The 17,860-nt window shown below is 32.5% G+C and carries 7 protein-coding genes; 2 read left to right on the top strand and 5 right to left on the bottom strand.

The genetic code is table 11. The features are described from left to right. The first annotated feature begins 22 nt into the window (after window positions 1-22). Window positions 23-2,083 carry a S9 family peptidase gene (locus OA93_RS18160; protein WP_117615850.1) on the top strand — a complete coding sequence of 687 codons (2,061 nt, stop codon included), beginning with the start codon at window positions 23-25 and terminating at the stop codon, window positions 2,081-2,083. Window positions 2,084-2,154: 71 nt separating this feature from the next. Then, a complete protein-coding gene (locus tag OA93_RS18155; RefSeq protein WP_039115060.1) occupies window positions 2,155-3,195 on the top strand; it encodes a cysteine synthase family protein in 1,041 nt (346 codons plus the stop codon). 129 nt (window positions 3,196-3,324) lie between these two features. Here OA93_RS18155 and nfi read toward each other — a convergent pair whose 3' ends face one another. From nfi to OA93_RS18130, 5 genes are all read right to left on the bottom strand, one after another. Further along, a complete protein-coding gene (nfi, locus tag OA93_RS18150; protein WP_039115058.1) occupies window positions 3,325-4,005 on the bottom strand; it encodes a deoxyribonuclease V in 681 nt (226 codons plus the stop codon). A 7-nt stretch (window positions 4,006-4,012) separates the two neighbouring features. Then, entirely contained in the window at window positions 4,013-4,507 is a 495-nt protein-coding gene (locus tag OA93_RS18145) for a hypothetical protein (RefSeq protein WP_039115056.1), read from the bottom strand. Between the two features lie 8 nt (window positions 4,508-4,515). Continuing rightward, window positions 4,516-10,404: a fibronectin type III domain-containing protein gene (locus OA93_RS18140; protein WP_039115054.1), complete on the bottom strand. Its 5,889-nt coding sequence runs from the start codon at window positions 10,402-10,404 to the stop codon at window positions 4,516-4,518. A gap of 47 nt (window positions 10,405-10,451) precedes the next feature. Continuing rightward, complete coding sequence (locus OA93_RS18135) at window positions 10,452-12,899, bottom strand: hypothetical protein (RefSeq protein ID WP_131474503.1); 2,448 nt, start codon at window positions 12,897-12,899, stop codon at window positions 10,452-10,454. Window positions 12,900-12,992: 93 nt separating this feature from the next. Then, window positions 12,993-17,849 (bottom strand): T9SS type A sorting domain-containing protein, encoded by a 4,857-nt coding sequence (locus OA93_RS18130; protein ID WP_131474502.1) that lies wholly within the window; start codon window positions 17,847-17,849, stop codon window positions 12,993-12,995. Window positions 17,850-17,860 lie beyond the last annotated feature (11 nt).

Below are 17,860 nucleotides of genomic sequence, written 5' to 3'. Positions count from 1 at the left end.
TTTTAAAATTAAAATCCAAAAAATGCCAAATAAAATTGCTGCCCCCATAGCTAAAGAAATTCCTAAGTCATTAAAGAAACATAAAGAAGTTAGAATTGATAATTATTTTTGGCTGAATGATAGAGAAAATCCTGAAGTTATTGACTATCTAAATCAAGAGAATGCTTACTACGAAAGTATGACAGCGCATACTAAAGATCTACAGAAAGCATTATATGAGGAGATGAAAGCCAGGATTAAGGAAGATGATGAGTCGGTTCCTTATTTTTATAATGGATATTTTTATATTACTCGTTTTGAAACGGGCAAAGATTACCCAATTTATTCTCGTAAAAAAGGAAGCTTAACTGCCGATGAAGAAATCTTATTTAATTGTAATGAGTTATCGGTAGGACATAATTACTTTAAATTAGGTGGATTGAGTATAAGTCCTGATAATAAATTTGTGTCTTTTGCACAAGATTTAGTTGGAAGAAGAATCTATACCATTCAGATAAAAAATTTAGAAACTGGCGAAATTCTTTCGGATAAAATAGAAAATGCAACTGGAAGTTCAGTTTGGGCAAATGATAACAAAACTATGTTTTATACAAAACAAGATGAGGTTACATTGCGTGCTGATAAAGTTTTTAAACATAAATTAAATACAGATTCTATAAATGATGTTTTGGTTTTTGAAGAAACTGATGATACTTTTAATGTTTCTGTAGGTAAAGAGAAATCCCGTAAATATATTGTAATTAGTTCAGGAAGTACACTTACTACCGAATATAGAACACTAAATTCTGATAATCCAGATGGAGAGTTTGTTGTTTTTCAACCTCGTGTTCGCGGTTTAGAATACAGTATTTCGCATTTTGAAGACCATTTTTATATTCTGACCAATAAAGACAAGGCGACGAACTTTAAGTTGATGAAAACGCCTGAAAATGCTACTGGAAAGAAAAACTGGAAAGATCTTATTCCGCATAGAGAAGATGTTTTATTAGAAGACATTGAAATTTTCAAGAATTATTTAGTTGTAGAGGAGCGTTCGAATGGGTTAAATCACATCCGAATCATGCCTTGGAATGGGGAACCAGATTATTATTTGCCTTTTGGCAGTGAGACCTACAGTGCTTATACCACAACAAATATTGATTTTGACACGGATATTTTACGTTATGGTTACCAATCGTTAGCAACACCATCTTCGGTTATCGATTTTAATATGAAAACGAAAACCAAAGAAATCCTAAAAGAACAACAAGTTCTAGGAGGGAAGTTTGATAAGGATAACTATATCGAAGAACGTATTTGGGCAACAGCTACAGATGGTGTAAAAGTGCCAATTTCTATGGTTTACCGTAAAGGATTGGAGAAAAACGGTAAAAACCCGTTATTACTTTATGCATACGGATCATACGGAATTACAATGGATACTTATTTCTCTTCAACACGATTATCATTACTAGATAGAGGTTTTGTTTTTGCAATAGCACATATTCGTGGAGGAGAAGATTTAGGAAGACAATGGTATGAAGAGGGGAAATTATTGAAAAAGAAGAATACTTTTACAGATTTTATAGATTGCTCTAAACACGTAATTGAGCAAAAATATACTTCACCAGAACATTTATATGCCGAAGGAGGCTCTGCGGGCGGGCTTTTAATGGGCGTTATTGTAAATTGGGCACCCGAATTATATAACGGTGTAATTGCTCAAGTACCATTTGTAGATGTCATGACCACAATGTTAGATAGTAGTATTCCGTTAACTACTGGAGAGTATGATGAGTGGGGAAATCCCAATACAAAGAAATATTATGACTATATGTTGTCTTATTCACCATATGATAACATAAGTGCTCAAAAATACCCTAATATGTACATTTCTACTGGTTTACATGATTCTCAGGTGCAATATTGGGAACCTGCTAAATGGGTAGCTAAATTAAGAAATAAAAAAACTAATGATAATTTATTATTCCTTCATACAAACATGGATGCGGGTCATGGCGGTGCTTCCGGGCGTTTTGAAGCCCTAAAGGAACTTGCCAAAGAGTTTAGTTTTTTATTAGATTTAGAGAAAATTAAAAGGTAATTAGAATTTTTTTGTTAAATTTGCAACCTGTCGAGGTTAATTTAAAAATACCCTCGATTAACTATTTTTTTATGAAAGAAGAAATAACTGCTTACAACAACGTTTTAGAATTAATAGGCAATACACCGCTTATTAAACTAAATAAAATCACTGAAGAGTTAGAAGGCAATTTCTACGCAAAGGTAGAAGCTTTTAATCCGGGACATTCCTCAAAAGATAGAATCGCATTATATATTATTGAAGAGGCCGAAAAGAAAGGAATTTTATCTCCAGGAGATACAATTATAGAAACTACTTCGGGCAATACAGGTTTTAGCTTAGCAATGGTAAGCATTATAAAAGGATATAATTGCATTCTAGCTGTTAGCTCAAAATCATCCAAAGACAAAATCGATATGTTACGAAGTCTAGGAGCCAAAGTATACGTTTGCCCAGCACACGTTTCTGCAGATGATGAGCGTTCTTATTATAATGTTGCCAAGAGACTACATGAAGAGACCAAAGGTTCGGTTTATATTAATCAATATTTTAATCAATTAAATGTTGATGCGCATTATAACACTACAGGACCCGAAATTTGGGAACAAACCAAAGGTCAGATTACACACCTTGTAGCCTGTAGCGGAACTGGAGGAACAATCTCGGGAACTGCAAAATACTTAAAGGAACAAAACCCAAACATTCGAATTCTAGGAGTTGATGCTTTTGGATCGGTATTAAAGAAATACCACGAAACAAGAGAATTCGATAACAAAGAAATTTATCCATACCGCATAGAAGGTTTAGGTAAAAATCTTATCCCATCGGCTACAGACTTTGATATCATCGATAAATTTATAAAAGTTACTGATGAAGAAAGTGCTCACTCAGCCAGAGAAATTACCCGAAAAGAAGGTTTATTTGTAGGATATACATCTGGAGCGGTAATGCAAGCGATTAAACAATATGCAGAAGAAGGTGAGTTTACTAAAGATAGCAATATAATAGCAATATTCCCTGATCACGGATCACGTTACATGAGTAAAGTATTTAGCGATGATTGGATGAACGAACAAGGTTTCTTTGACAGTGTCAATGAAGAAGAAGTTCAAAAAATTGAATTTGTAAAGTAGATAAAATATTATTTTATATATAGAAAAGCCTCAGATACTTCTGAGGCTTTTTTTGTTTTTAGGATATCGTTAATTGATTAGAGTATATATAACATGCATTTTTTTGATGCATTTTTGTTTAAGAGTTGATTACTTATTTTTTAAAAGAGAATTTACCAAATGATCAGCTTGTCTGGTTGTTTCAGGAAGCCTATAATCAGGTGTTAATTTTAATACCCAATCTATAGCCGTTTCAAGAGAGATTTTATGTCCTATTGATATATACATAGGATTTGTGTTATCCTGTGTTCGGAGTGCTTTACCAACCAAGACATTATTGTAAATTAGTTCTTGAGTATCTCCTCTTTTTTGTCCTAATAAAGTTTTATCATAGCTACCAACCAATCTTTTCTTAGCACATCCGATTGTTGGTATATTTAATTCTATTCCTAGATGTGTTGCCATACCAACTCCTTTTGGATGAGCAATACCTTGTGCGTCACAAACTATTAGATCTGGCTTGATTGTAAGTTTTTTAAAAGCTTCAATTAGAGGAGGGATTTCTCTAAAAGAAAATAAACCTGGAATATAAGGGAAAGTAATTTCCATTTCATGAAAAGCCTGCTCAATTACTTCACGAGTCTGTGCATTTAAAACGACTATGGCACCAATCATTTTATCTGAGCCATCATTGTATGCAACATCTACTCCAGCAATATATTTAATTATCTCTGGTAATTGATCTTGTTTAATTACTTTATCACGCAGATTATTCTGTAAATCGTAATATTGCTTAAACTCCTGTTGTTCTTCAAATAATTTATTCTTCATAATTTATTTAATAAGGTAGATCTACTCGACAACCTACTAATGTAGTATTCAAAAAATCAACAAAATAAAATGTATATGGAGCATAACATTCTACATAATCAGAATGGAATAGTTGGTAACACAATGAATAATTAAAGCCAATTTTATTATAAAGCGTATTAAAAGATCTCCCCGGTTCTTTATAATATATTGTGTTAAACTCAAATCTAAATTTATCTAAATGATTAGAATATTCTGAATCAATTATTTGATTAAATGGAATCAATATTTTTTTTGCAATAACATCTAATTGATCACTTAAATTTTCTTCTAGAAATGATAAAAATTCTGGAATTTGAGTTTCATTAAATTGCTTGTTTACAAATTCTTTTAATTGTATTTCTATTCGAAATTTAAATAAATAATTTTTACTTTTTAAAGTAATTAATTCTTTACTTATCCAAGAATCTTCACTAGTATGATAAAAAAACTCAAAATCCTTATTATTAAATGTAACTGTCATATTATAATTTATTTACCTTCTAAAACTTTTACACCAAAAGAAATATGAAAACAGCATGGACATCTTTGCATTACATTATCTCCATTACTTCTTATAAACATGTCAAACTCAGATAATGATTGCTCAGTAGCTTTGTTCCCTAGTTTATATAAAGCAGTACTTAAAGCTCTTATTTCTCCATGAAAACCAGCACGTCCTGCTCTTGTAAGTTTGTCTAATTTATCAATATCTAAAAGTCTATTTGCAAGTTCTGGATTTGTAACATTGCCTGTTAAACCAATAACACTATTTCTAATAAAATTCATATACTTTATTCGATCTCTCAATAATGGATGACATCCAGTTGAAAGAAATAAATCTTCTTCTGATTTTTCTGATTTTTTGAAATTATATCCTAACAAAACTTCACCTCCAAAACTTTGATGTGTTACTCCAACAACTACTTGTTCTTGGTTTGATGGAGGATTGGCTTCCATTACTTTTTTAACTAAATTTCCTAGGTATCCCGACGGATGTTTATCAGCAACATTTTTACAAGATTGAAATTGACCTTCATCTGTAATATACTTTCTGCCTTTGAATTCAATATTGAATCTTTTCCACAAATCTAGGGAACTTAATTCAAAGTTTTTAATTACTTCTTGGCTGGCATATACAAAATCTTCTAAAAAGGTTTTTTGAATATTTTTATCATATGTCAAGAGCTTATTTACGATAGTAAGGGAAATTCCCTTAGAGCATATATTTTTTACTCCTGTAGAATTGTTAGTATTGTTTGCAAGTAATGTTAGCCTTTTACATAATTCAGAGTCTAAAGTATTTATTTCAGGACAATAATCACATTTCGGGTTTTGTTCAGAGCTGCTATTTTTGGTTGATTGATAAAAATGAGGTGTTGCTCCAGTTAAATTAAAAACATTATAGATGACCTGATTGTTTATTTGCGTTGCTATAATAAAACTATCATTATTAATATTTGCTAACGCCATTTTACCTTCTTGGGCAATAGCATCTGGAGCATTTTTGATGCTTATAAATGCCGCATTGTTTAAATCTTCAGCTAGCTGTGGGGTTTTATTAGATATTTGTAAAAGTACTTCAGCAGTCGAAATTTCAGCTTTAGTAGCATTAATAGTTAATTCTATCGTATTGCTTACTTTATTTATAGCTGCAACATCTGTAGTAGCAATTTGTATTGCCATTGCGCTATAAATAGTAGTTTTCTTTACGAAATTTTTAAAAGGACTAACAAGATTGTCAAAATTATTAAAAATTTTAATTGAGTTCAGAAGTTTAGCATCTGCTGTTCCACCTGCTACAACAGTTTTTATCTCATTAAGACCATTTAGAACTGCTCCAGGTTTAATAGCATTTGAAGTATTAATAATTCCTTCAAAGTTTTTAAAATTATTTATAAAACCAACTGTAGATAAAGCTCTATAGGAATTAAAAGCAATATTGCTAACTCCTGCACCTGCATCTAGCACACTATAAGCTATATATGTATTATCCCAAGCTTTGTAGATACTACTGTTAGGGTCTAATCTTCCATTTTTTATTTCTGCTTGCATATAATTGTCGACTAGTCCTACCGCAACCCCAGCTGTTGAAATACTTGCTGCTACAGCAACTAGGGATCCACCACCTGAAAAAGGAGCTGCAAGTGTACCTGATACGATCATTACGGAGTTACTAAGTTGTCTTAGATTCTCTGCTGCAAAATTTTCTTTTAAAACTCCCTGATAAGCAAGAGCTACTATTGCGGGTACTACATATTCTTGACCGACTTTTAAATCAAATTTGTTTGGTGTTCCTGCTATAATTGTAATCGGCTCAAAAGGATTATAATCTTCCTTGTATTCAATTACTCCATCTCTTTTGGGACTAGGAGATCCAGCAGCACTTATGTAGGTTCTTAGATCAATTAAGTTGTATTTATTATAGAAGCCAATTCGGCCATTATTTACATCTAATGAAGTTGAAATAATTTTAGATTCAGTATCCTTCCCACTATTTATATTTATTTTATAATCACCTATTCCTAAAAGAAATGGTTGCTGACCAGGATAATAATTTGTTGATGTATTATAGCTAAGTTGTTTTTTAGTAGGATCTATTTTTAAGGAATCATAATTTTCCATACTCCACTTTCCTAAACTTAAAAATATTTCTGCTACCTGATTATAATTTACATCATTGCCGAATCCTTTAATAGTCTTTCCTTGATCATATAATTTAGTAACCCATTTATAATTATCATTTTTAATTTGTTGAACCAACATTTTTTGTTGATCTTTTGGAGTGGTTAAAATTACATCTTTAATAAAAAAATGATCTCCAGTTGATAATGTACTGTAACTTATTTCCCAATCGGCATCATCTGTTACTGTATAATATCGGTTTAAAATTTTATTTCTTAGATCGAAGGGTAGTTTCTCAAGAACACAAGTTGAGATGTTGTTTTTAAAAATTAATTCGAGTGCTTTAAAATCTTTTGTTTGATCATCAATAGCTTTAGTTATATTATCTATGTTTACTTTTACTACAGCATCATCAATTCCCGAACAATTTATTGGGACATTATTTTCTTTGGACCAACTAGGGTTTTGATTTTTCTCACCACTAGATAAATTATTTGTAAATGAGTAACATTTTATTGTTGAGGCTTTTGATTTATTGGCATCAATAAAGGTTAATAGTGCTTTTTCGGATTTATAATCATTGCCTATTTCAGATTTTTTGGTAATTAGTAATCCAGCAGGACAATCTGTTAAATTGTAAAACAAATTAATAATTGCTTTATCATTTGTTGTACTGATACCAGTAATAGGTTCTGAATTTGTTATAACATCGAATTTACTATTAGTTTGATTCCAACTATAACTCTCAGTGTTTTTATAATTTTTATTTGGGGCATCCCATAAATAATATTTCTTTTTTGTAATTGTAGCTTTATCAGTACTCTGTTCATAAACAATAAAACCTGGTAATGTTCCAGGTGGTACTGTTATTCCTCCACTATGAATAGTGTTACTTTGAGTAATTGAAACGATATCATAATTTGGAGTCATAACATAATTTGAAAATTCCCCAGCTTCATCCCCTTGAAACAAATACAGTTGTAATCCTGGTGCATGAAGAACCTGCCAGTCGTTATGGCTAAACTCTGTACCAGTACCATAATCCATTAATAAATTGGTAGGAGAGGTAGTCTTGTATTCTGTAAATGGGTGTTGTAATCCAAAAACTCCATGACCTAATTCGTGTGCCATGGTTTTTACGGTACTACCTTTGTCTTCTTCTTTATCAGTAGCTTTACTAAATACGAATCCAAATTGACGTTTTAATGGCATAAAACCGGCTAAACCTTTAGATGAAGGAATATTGGTAACTAAGACATAGTACGAATCCTTTTCGTAGGTTATTTGTGTTTTTATGTAAGCTATTATGGCTTGTTGTTCTGCGGTATATTGTGCTAGCCAACCACTATCTCCACATTCAATAGTGTTTTTAGGGTAGTAACTAGTTGGTAAGTTTACATTTTGAGTTGCTACATTAAACTTAATTCCCGCTTTGTTGTATATGGCGTTAAGGTCGCTTTCGACATTAGTAATAGGAGCATTATTTATGCTTATTACTTTTAGATTAATGCTTTTTTGCGTTAAATGCCACATATCCATTGTTCCGGCAATGTCATATTTACCTACAACTGCTTTCGGGTCTTTTGGATCTTTTGGTGCAGCTGGTTTTACAGTTGCAATTATGCTCTCTTTTGCAAAATCTAAAGTACGTTTTAATCCAAGACTAGCTACATTATCAGACCAGGTTGGTTTTATTTCGGTACCATTTTGGGTTTTAAAAACGATATCATCTTTGGTTTTTCCGTTTTTGAAAGTAGCAGTTGCAATTACTACATCTGTACTATTTGGACTGTCGGAAATAGCCTTGTAATTTACGTTATATGGGTTTCCATTTTTTTGCGGAATTGTTACGTAGGTTTTGCTTAAGCTTCCGTTATCTGTTGTTGGAGCAACATCAAAAGCATAGAATCCATCACCTTTAGAAAAGACAACTGTAACATCCTCAGATGAAATTTGTGTTACATCTCCACCAGAGCCCATTCCGTTTGTATTCTTGGAGGTAGGGATTCCTCCTGGAGCTAGTTTCCCTGTTTGAGCAATATCTCCTGTCGGAGCATCTGCAGGTACAGCAAATTGTTTTCCGTCTTTGTCTGTAATTACAATATCATTAACAGTTTTTTCAATTATTGCTGTTACTCCATCAGGACTTGTAATAGTAATGCTGCCATCAGGATTTTTTGTTACTTTATCGATAACAAATTGTACATCATGTTGTACAACATTACCTGCGTCTCCAAATACGTCATTTACTAATGGATCTAAATCGCCTACACCTTTCCATGTAGGATCATAACTAGCAATAATCTCTCCTGAAATTAATTTGAAATCGGTGTTAACACCAATATTATTAAAAGTAATTCGGATACGGGAGAATTTACCAATATCTATTTTTTCGCCACCCAAAGCATCGGCGGCATCAATTAATTTTCTGAATTTTTCCAGAAATGGTAATGTTACATAACCATCTCCGGTGAATGTACCGTTACTACCGGATGAGTGTAAAACTACTATAGGAAAATCTCCTGCTGTTACAACATCATTAGGGAAAAGATTAGGTAAAGGATTTTTATTAACTAAATCATTTGGATCTGGTTTAATTCCACAACCTGCAAAAGCAATTTCATCACTAGCCATAGTGGTGAATTCTTTAATCGTACTGTGGGTATATTTGCCTAAATCGCAAGATGCGCCTACAGTATATTCGTAGGTAGTATTTGGTTTTAAATTGGCTATGGTTGCATATTCTCTCGGGCTAACTAATTTATACCATTCGGAGTTGGCATTCTTTTCACGGTAATTTACCTGATAATCATAATTATCAATATTTCCGCTCCAGCTAATTTTTGCCTGATCCTGACTTACTGCTGTTGTTGTTATAGCAAGTGGAGCTGTACAAAATACTTCGTAGGTAAAGGAGTAGATTTCGCTATATCCATTGTTTTTAAAAACACCTACTTCTTCGGCATTAGCCAATGCTTTTGCTTTTATTCTCCAGGCATATCTTTTACCGGGAATTAGTTGAGGTTCGGATAGACTATATTGTAATGTTGTAGCTCTTGTAGTGGTTGTATAAAGAGGAGGGGAGTAGGCAAAGGCATTTTGTACCGGAGTATATTTATCCCAAATTTCTACTAAAGCAAACTCATATTCTACATTACTGACATTGATTTGTCGTGGTGTCCAGCTAAAAATGATATTTTGTATGTTCTGCTGCATGATCGAAGCATTGTTCAATGGCAGGTTTAAGAACGGAGGATCATTTTGGAAAATGATTGTAGTAACACTTGTTTTGCGTGATAATTTTTTGCCGGTAGCAAAATCATATACTTCTACCGAAAAGGTGTAAATGCCTTCTGGAAGTGCTTGCGCATATTGATTTGGATTGATTCCTTGTATATTCTGAAATTGAAAATAAGGAGCTAGGTCGACATTGGTAAGTTGTAAAGGAAAACCACCTTCTAAGTAAAGAGCTCTGGCTCCAACTACAAAATCATTGGTAAGAAAAGAAACTCCATTACCCTGAAAATAGCATTTAAGTCTTACCTGACGATTAGAAATACTTAAGTCATTAAGTATTAATTGTACTTTTATCGGACTATTTATAGTTGTTGCATCAGCATAATTATTTAAATATATTGGTGATGGTTGCGTAAGTTGTGTACTTATCGTAACAGGATATGTTTGTGCTACACCAGTAAACGCCAAAAGCAAGAAGCCAAGGGTTAAGAATAGTTGTAATTTTAGTTTTTTTAGCATTTTGGGTAATTTATTTATAACTATTATACTTTTAGATTTTAGTCTTTTTAATATTTTAATTCAATTTCATCATTGGCAGCTTTTTTGACTGCTAATTGATGGTAAAATGGAATTATTTTTTCTTCTAAACCTTCGATAATTTCAATGTCTGGTTTTTTATTTGCTATCATATCAAAAATTGTATCAACTTCTTGTTTACTGAAATCTGCTATTTTTTCGTTTGTTTGTAATTGAGTTGCAGGTATTTTGGCAAGGTTTGAAAACTCACGAAGCATCCATCTGTGATTTACAAGTTGCTGCTGGTTTTTGTTACTTCTTTCTACAAGTTTTAAGTAAGCATTGTAGCTTATTTTATCTGTAATCTCATTACTATTTACTCCATGCATTTTATGGTTGTTTACTTTACCTATTGCATCTGTGTATGATCTTTCGATGTTTTCATCTTTTTGAATCATTTCCTGATAGAGTTTTTTGCAAACATCCGATAATAAAGAATTGTACTTATTAATAGTTTCTTTATCGAATGTATATTGATCTAAATAATCTAATACTTTCTCCTTGAATTCTGCATCATCCAACGTCATTCTGGCAACAGTTAATAAATGATCCAGATTGGTTGTTTCAGAAACTGGTACAGGATTAAGTTGAAGTTGTAATTCTTCTAATTGTTTTACAATCTCAGCTTTGGTTCCATCTAAAGTAATGTTCTTGAACTTGATTTTCAGAACATTGTCATGAACCAGATTATCTTTATTATCGATTTTGTCTTCTTTTTTTATAGTACGAAGTTTTATTTTATCAAAAGAATAAGAATAGCTAAAAGTTGCCGTTATATCATTATTTTTTGTAGTCTTGGAATTGCTAAAAAGTGTAATTGCATTTAAACCGAAATTATGTTTTTCCATATAAATGTAAGTACCGTTAAGACGTACATTAAAAATATCATTTTGTTTATCTCCATTATTATAACTTGTATTATAACTAGTAGAAAAGGATGTATTTACTTTTCTTTCAAAAAAGAGTTTTGTTACGCCAATAGTAGGGCCGATGATTAAGTTTTTGCCTGTATCCATTTTTCCAACAGTACTATTTAATGAAGCTGTTAGGTTAAGTGATCTTTCGGGATAGCCTAGTATATATGAAAGCCCTGAATTATAGAATGTAGTTGCACCACCCGCAATAGTTTTACCTTCTTGTTGGTTTAATGCATCTTGAAGACTAAAATTAGCATTGATAGCCTGTTTTATTTTTTTATCGCTTTTAAGTAGATAATTAATAGTAATTGCAGCATTTTGATTGACTTGTCTGAAATTTAAAGTGTCCAGGTATTGATATTCAGAGGTTTGATTGATATAATCAAATTGATTGCGACTGTTGGTATAAGATTGAAAATTAGAATAATTAAAATTAAAATTCAATTTCTCATTTGCTCTAAAATCTGCAGTTATGGAAGAAACTAAACGTTTCATTTGGCTTTGTTTCTGTTTATCCAGATTGTCTTTTTGGAGACCTAAATTTAAGTTTAAACTTAGTTTATCTTTATACAACGTTTGGGATGCATTTATTGTAATGTTTTCTAAATCATTATTAAAATAATAACCACCAAATGTTCTGTAATTAGGATCTATACGCTCGTATCCTAATCCTAACGTTCCTTTTCCTGCAGGATATACTAATTGACCTTTAAAGGCCTTATAGCTTGTCGTGGTGGCATTTGAGTTTAAGAAGAGTGCTGAAACACTTCTTGCCTTAGTACTTGATGTTACTCTGGAATCTTCGGTGATGCTGCTATTTGCAAATTCAGTAACAATTTGTAATTTCTTAAAAAGCTTAAAAGAAGTCTCAAAACTTATTGCTGCATTTTCTTGTGGGGTTACACCTAGTTCAAACGGAATTGGAATCGATAAAGAACTCATTTGGTCTTTGGCTCTAAAAAATGTAAGCCCAAGGTTTACTTTTTCCAGTTGGTATTGTGTTTTAAAACCATAACCATATCTTTTGTAGGTAGGTACTAATTCGGTATTGATGACATCATATTCGCTACTTCGAACTAATCGTCCATACATGGCACTAACTTTAAATTTGCCTTGAGGTGTTAAGTCGATTCCGAAACCTGTAAACTGATGTCCGCTTAAAGTGTAAGGTGAGAAATTCATGCTTACATCACCAATATGTGCCGTAATCCATTTATAAGAAGGATGTATACTTAATCGGTTCATTAATACGGGTTTGTTATAACCAAATTTCTGACTTGTATAAGAAAATGAAAATGGCAAATTGTATAGGTTCGCGATATTTATATTTATATTTCCGTTAAGGAAATAAGTAAAGGGATCTCGTGAAGCATTACCAGAATATAGGACTGCATTTGCAGATGCTCCTCCGGTAACATTTACTAATTTGGATTTGGCTACCTCTTCGACATTGAAGTTTTGGGAATATCCCAATATACTTGTAAGTAGTATGATGAAAAATAATATTCTTTTTAAACTCATTATTATGTTTGCTAAGAAAATAAATAGGGAAGGGTTATTTCTCTATTTGTTTCTGACTATATGATTCAAATTTTCGTTTTTGGAAGCTATCTTTTATTGTATAATTATTTTTCTTAACTTATTTCCTTGTTGAGATTCAAATAAGACGAAATATATTCCAGAAGGTAGTCCGCTTAGGCTAAAATTGAAAGAGTAAGCATCTTTTCCATTTTCAGATTTAGAGTCAATTACCATATTATTACTTAGGTTATATACTTTGACATGCCCTGCCATTATTTTGTCCAAAGTCACATCTACAGTAAATATCCCGTTTGATGGATTTGGATAAATCTTAATATCAAATTTCTTTTGTAAATCGGTTGTTTCAGGGTCTTTGTATTCACCTTCTATTACCAATACTTTTTTGGTTTGAAAAGCGGTACAATCACCTTTTTGGGTAACCATTGTAATTTCGTATTCACCAGCTTTAGAAAAACTCATTTCAGCATAGTCTTTATCTTTTGATTTTACTGTTGCATCAGCAGGTAATATCCATTCAATACTATCGGCTTCGGGGTTACTGATATCTACAATAATGAATTTTTCATTTACAAAAACTTGTGATGAGATGGCAAATTCTGCACTAATCGCTGTTTGTTGGGCAGATATTTTGATAGTATCTGATGCTTCACAGCCTAGCTTATTTGTAACAACGACTGTGTAATTTGCAGGTTGAGATACCGTAATCATTGGTTTGTTACTTGTAAAACCTTTATCAGATGTCCATGCATAGGTTGCTTTATCATCATCGATAGTTGCATTAATAGTCAAGCTCTGATCGAAACATAATGTTACATCTTCTCCTAGATTTATAATATCTTTTGGAGGATTTACGATTGTGTAGGTATGATCTATAATACAGCCTTTACTATCGGTTACAGTAATAGTATAATTACCAGCTGAGACATTACTTAGGACATTCGATTTTTCGCCTGTGTTCCATAAATAATAATAAGGTGCTTTTCCTCCAGAGGCTGTTACTGTAATTGTAGCATCTCCACCAGCATAACATGTTGGGATCTTTATTACTTCGGCTGCAGCCAAATGAATAGGAGCAACAATATTTATATTTTTAATGATTGTACAACCATTATTATCTGTAACTAATAATGAATAATTTCCAGGAGGAGTATTTACTAAATCAGGAGTTCTTACTCCAGTATTCCATAAATAGGAGTAAGGTGCTGTGCCTCCAGATGCTGCCGAAGTAATTGTCCAGTCATTTCCATCACCACAACGAGTATATTGGGATGAAAGAGAATTATCTAAAGCGCTAGGTTCTGTAATTGTGATGTTTTCACTTTGAATCGATTTACCAAAATAATCTGTTGCGATAACGTAATATGTTCCAACTTTGGCATTTATTAATGTTTCGGCTTCGCTAATAACCAGGTTTGGATTGGTTACATCGTACCATTTATAATAATAATCAGGTAATCCTCCAGAAGTAATTGCCTTTATGCTTGCTGTTGCATCGCCATGACATTTTACAATGTTAATTTGAGCCAATTTGATAAACAAAGGATCAACTTTATCTAAGTCTCTTTTTTCAATTAAACAACCATTTGCATCGGTTATGGTAATAAAATATTGACCTACATAGATATTGTAAATACTATTAGATTCTTTGTTGTCATCGGTATAAATCAAAGTATCATTTTTATCATACCATTTAAAATTATAATTTGGAGTTCCGCCAACTACTGTAACTTTAATACTTGCATCATCTACACCAAAAGCCGATGGAGGAGTTTTAACTACTATTATTCCCATAGCCTTAGGCTCTGTAATGATAATTTCCTGTTTTGTTTCGCATAGATTGGCATCGGTTACAGTAACATTATATGTTGAAGCTATAAGGTTGTCCAATGTATTTTTGTTTGCGTTATTTCCTGTACTCCATACAATTTTATAAGGCCCTGTACCTCCAGTAATAGCAATTGTAATTGCGGCATCACTACCACCATTACATGAAACATTTTTTTGAGTATAATTAATTTTTAAAAGATCAGGTTGAATTACTGTTACTGGAGTTGAGGTGAAACTATTCCCAAAACCATCTGAAACTTCTAAAATATAATCACCCGCAAGCAATGTTTCTGAAGGATTGGTTGTAGAAGCAACAACAGCTGGAGTTAATTTATTATACCATTTGTAGATATAATTTTTATCTGCATCTGGAACACCAATTGGTGCACCTCCTGTGATAGTAGCTTTTAAAATAGCTTGTTTGTTCTCAAAACATTTTATGGCTTGAGTTTGAGAAATATTTGTGATTAATAATTCATCTGGCTGATAAATGGTATAGGTTGCTTCGGTTGTACATAGATTTTTATCCGTAACAACTACAGTGTAGGTTCCTTCTCCAATTCCGTTTAGTAAAGCATTCTTTTTACCTGCCATTACTGTTTTACCAGCACCTTGATACCATTGATAAGTATATGGAGCTGTTCCATCGGCTGCTACGATATCGATACTACCATTTTTTAAACTGTAGCCACTAGCTTCTATTTTATTGTAAGAAGCTATAATTAATGGTTTTAAAGGTTGTGTGATTTTAACCGCAACTGGTGTTGTCGAATAAGAACATCCATTATCATCTGTAATAGTAAAAGAATAATCACCAAAAGGAATTCCTGTTCTATCTTTTGTAGTTACGCCATCGTTCCAGGTGACATGGTAATCTCCTGTTCCTCCCTGAATAGTCAGGGTAATAGTTGCATCGCTACCATTAAAACAGCTTACATTCGTTTTAACAAAAGTGCATGTTATAGCAGGTCTCTCTATTAATTCTGCAATTATGAGTTCTCTCGAAATATTTACATTGTCGGTTACTACAACTTTATAGAAGCCTGCGTATAAATTTTGCGCTCTATTTGTTATTTCGCCAGCAAGTTCTGTATAATTAATATCGGTTGCATTTTGCTTGTAATACCATTTGTAACTGTATTGTGGTTTTCCACCGCTTACAAGCACTTCTATGCTACCTGTATTTGCTCCATTACAGGTTACATCAATTTTATTTACAAAAGCTATAGCCAACGCCTTTAGAGTTACTGTTTCGCTGCTAGAGGTACAGTTGTTACCATCTCTAACTGTAACATCGTAAACACCATCTCCTAAACCTGTAATTACATTAGTTGTATATTCTGTACTAGTACCATTTTTCTTTAAGATATAAGTGTACTTTTTTGTACCTCCATCTGCATTAATAGTTATTACTCCATCATTTGCAGTAACTATAGTTGGCTGTGTTTGCGTGATGCTTGTTATAGCTACTTGGGCATTCTGGGAGATTGTGATATTAGCTGGACTATTGTAGGTACAATTATTAGCATCTGTAATGATATAAGAATATGTTCCAGCGATTAATTTAGTTGCATCTATTGTTTTAGCAGGATTCTTAATGTCTGTGTAAACAACTGTGTAACCCGCTGTTCCTCCTTTAATATCCAGTGTAATAGTTCCATTATTACCACCATAACAACTTACATCTGTATAAGAGTGAGTTGCTTCAAGTGGATTTAAAGGTTGTGTAATATTATAATCGGTATAAATTTCTTTAAATTTATCCTTTAGTTTAATTCTATATTTACCTGTGACAAGACCAGTAAGGCTAGAATTTGTTTGTAAGGGAATTACTGTTTCTACACCCTCAACAATATTAAACCAACTATAAGTATATGGTGTTGTACCACCTACAGCCTCAATGGTTAGAGCTCCTGTTTTTTCTCCAAAACATTTAATATCAACTTGTTTAACAAGATTAATAGCTAATGCTTTTAGTGTAAATCGTTCTGAAGTTGTAGTACAACCATTGCCATCTTTTACATAAATATCATAGATCCCATCCCCTAAACCAGTAATTATGTTTGTAGAGTATGTAGTAGTGGTACCATTAACTTTAGTTACAATATAAGTATAACCATTTTCTCCACCAATTGCGTTTATAGTGATTTCTCCATCATTACTTGTTGATGTTGAAGGTTGTTTTTGAGAAGCCGTATTGGTTGATAGTTTTACCGTTGGTTCTTTTATGGTTACTAATGTAGAATACTTAGAAAAGATACAACCTTGAGAATCTGTAATCTTATAATAGTAATCACCAGCTTTTAACCCAGTTCTTTTTGATCCTGTAGCATTATTATCTTCCCAGACTACATTATATGGACCAGTTCCTCCAGAAATATTTAAGTCAATTTCTCCAGTTAATTCATTTTTACAGAGTACATGTTTTATTATGGATGTTGTTGGGTTAACTGTAAGAATATCTCTTTGGCTAACTTTTTGAGAAATAACAAATTTATTTACAGGCTTAGCATTATCATATACAGTAAGCGTATAGAGACCAGCTTTTCCTGTTACAACATTCCCTGTGGAAGATGTTGATGTACCATCTTCGTATGCAATATCCCAGGAGTAAGTGTAAATTGCATTTGTATTAGGAAAGCCTCCACTTGGATTAGCCGTTAATGTAGTAGTTCCTCCATTACAAACAATGTCGATATTCCCTGATATAGTAGCTACAAGTTCTTTATCTGGTTCACCAATTCTAAAATCTTTATATACCGTACATTTGCCATTTTCTGTGATAGCAACAATATAGTAACCGGCATATAAATTATTAAAACTGGTAACATCCGTTACAAATGCTTTATTATCTTTTGTCCATGAATAGGTATAAGGACCATTTCCATTTGTGATACCTCCGGCAGGAGGATTTAAGATAATCGTTCCGTTGTTTAATCCTTTGGCTGTTGCATCTGTAGAAGATCCTGTAATTAAAATTGCTTTAGGATTGTCAATAGGAACTGTTCTAGCACCTCCACTCAGTTCGCCAACACCAGTTTTTTGTTGTGAATAACCCAATAAACTAACAAAGAATAATAGTAGTAGGTAGTATTTTTTCATAATTATAGTAG

This window comes from Flavobacterium sp. KMS (assembly GCF_000813005.1).
Taxonomy (GTDB): Bacteria; Bacteroidota; Bacteroidia; order Flavobacteriales; family Flavobacteriaceae; genus Flavobacterium.
The sequence above is the reverse complement of the archived record's forward strand: the minus strand, read 5'-3'. Positions and strand labels throughout refer to the sequence as shown.

What these genes read in the sequence shown, in the direction of transcription:
- OA93_RS18160 (WP_117615850.1), top strand. Translation starts at nt 23, where the DNA reads ATGCCAAATAAAATTGCTGCCCCCATAGCTAAAGAAATTCCTAAGTCA.
- OA93_RS18155 (WP_039115060.1), top strand. Translation starts at nt 2,155, where the DNA reads ATGAAAGAAGAAATAACTGCTTACAACAACGTTTTAGAATTAATAGGC.
- nfi (WP_039115058.1), bottom strand. Translation starts at nt 4,005, where the DNA reads ATGAAGAATAAATTATTTGAAGAACAACAGGAGTTTAAGCAATATTAC.
- OA93_RS18145 (WP_039115056.1), bottom strand. Translation starts at nt 4,507, where the DNA reads ATGACAGTTACATTTAATAATAAGGATTTTGAGTTTTTTTATCATACT.
- OA93_RS18140 (WP_039115054.1), bottom strand. Translation starts at nt 10,404, where the DNA reads ATGCTAAAAAAACTAAAATTACAACTATTCTTAACCCTTGGCTTCTTG.
- OA93_RS18135 (WP_131474503.1), bottom strand. Translation starts at nt 12,899, where the DNA reads ATGAGTTTAAAAAGAATATTATTTTTCATCATACTACTTACAAGTATA.
- OA93_RS18130 (WP_131474502.1), bottom strand. Translation starts at nt 17,849, where the DNA reads ATGAAAAAATACTACCTACTACTATTATTCTTTGTTAGTTTATTGGGT.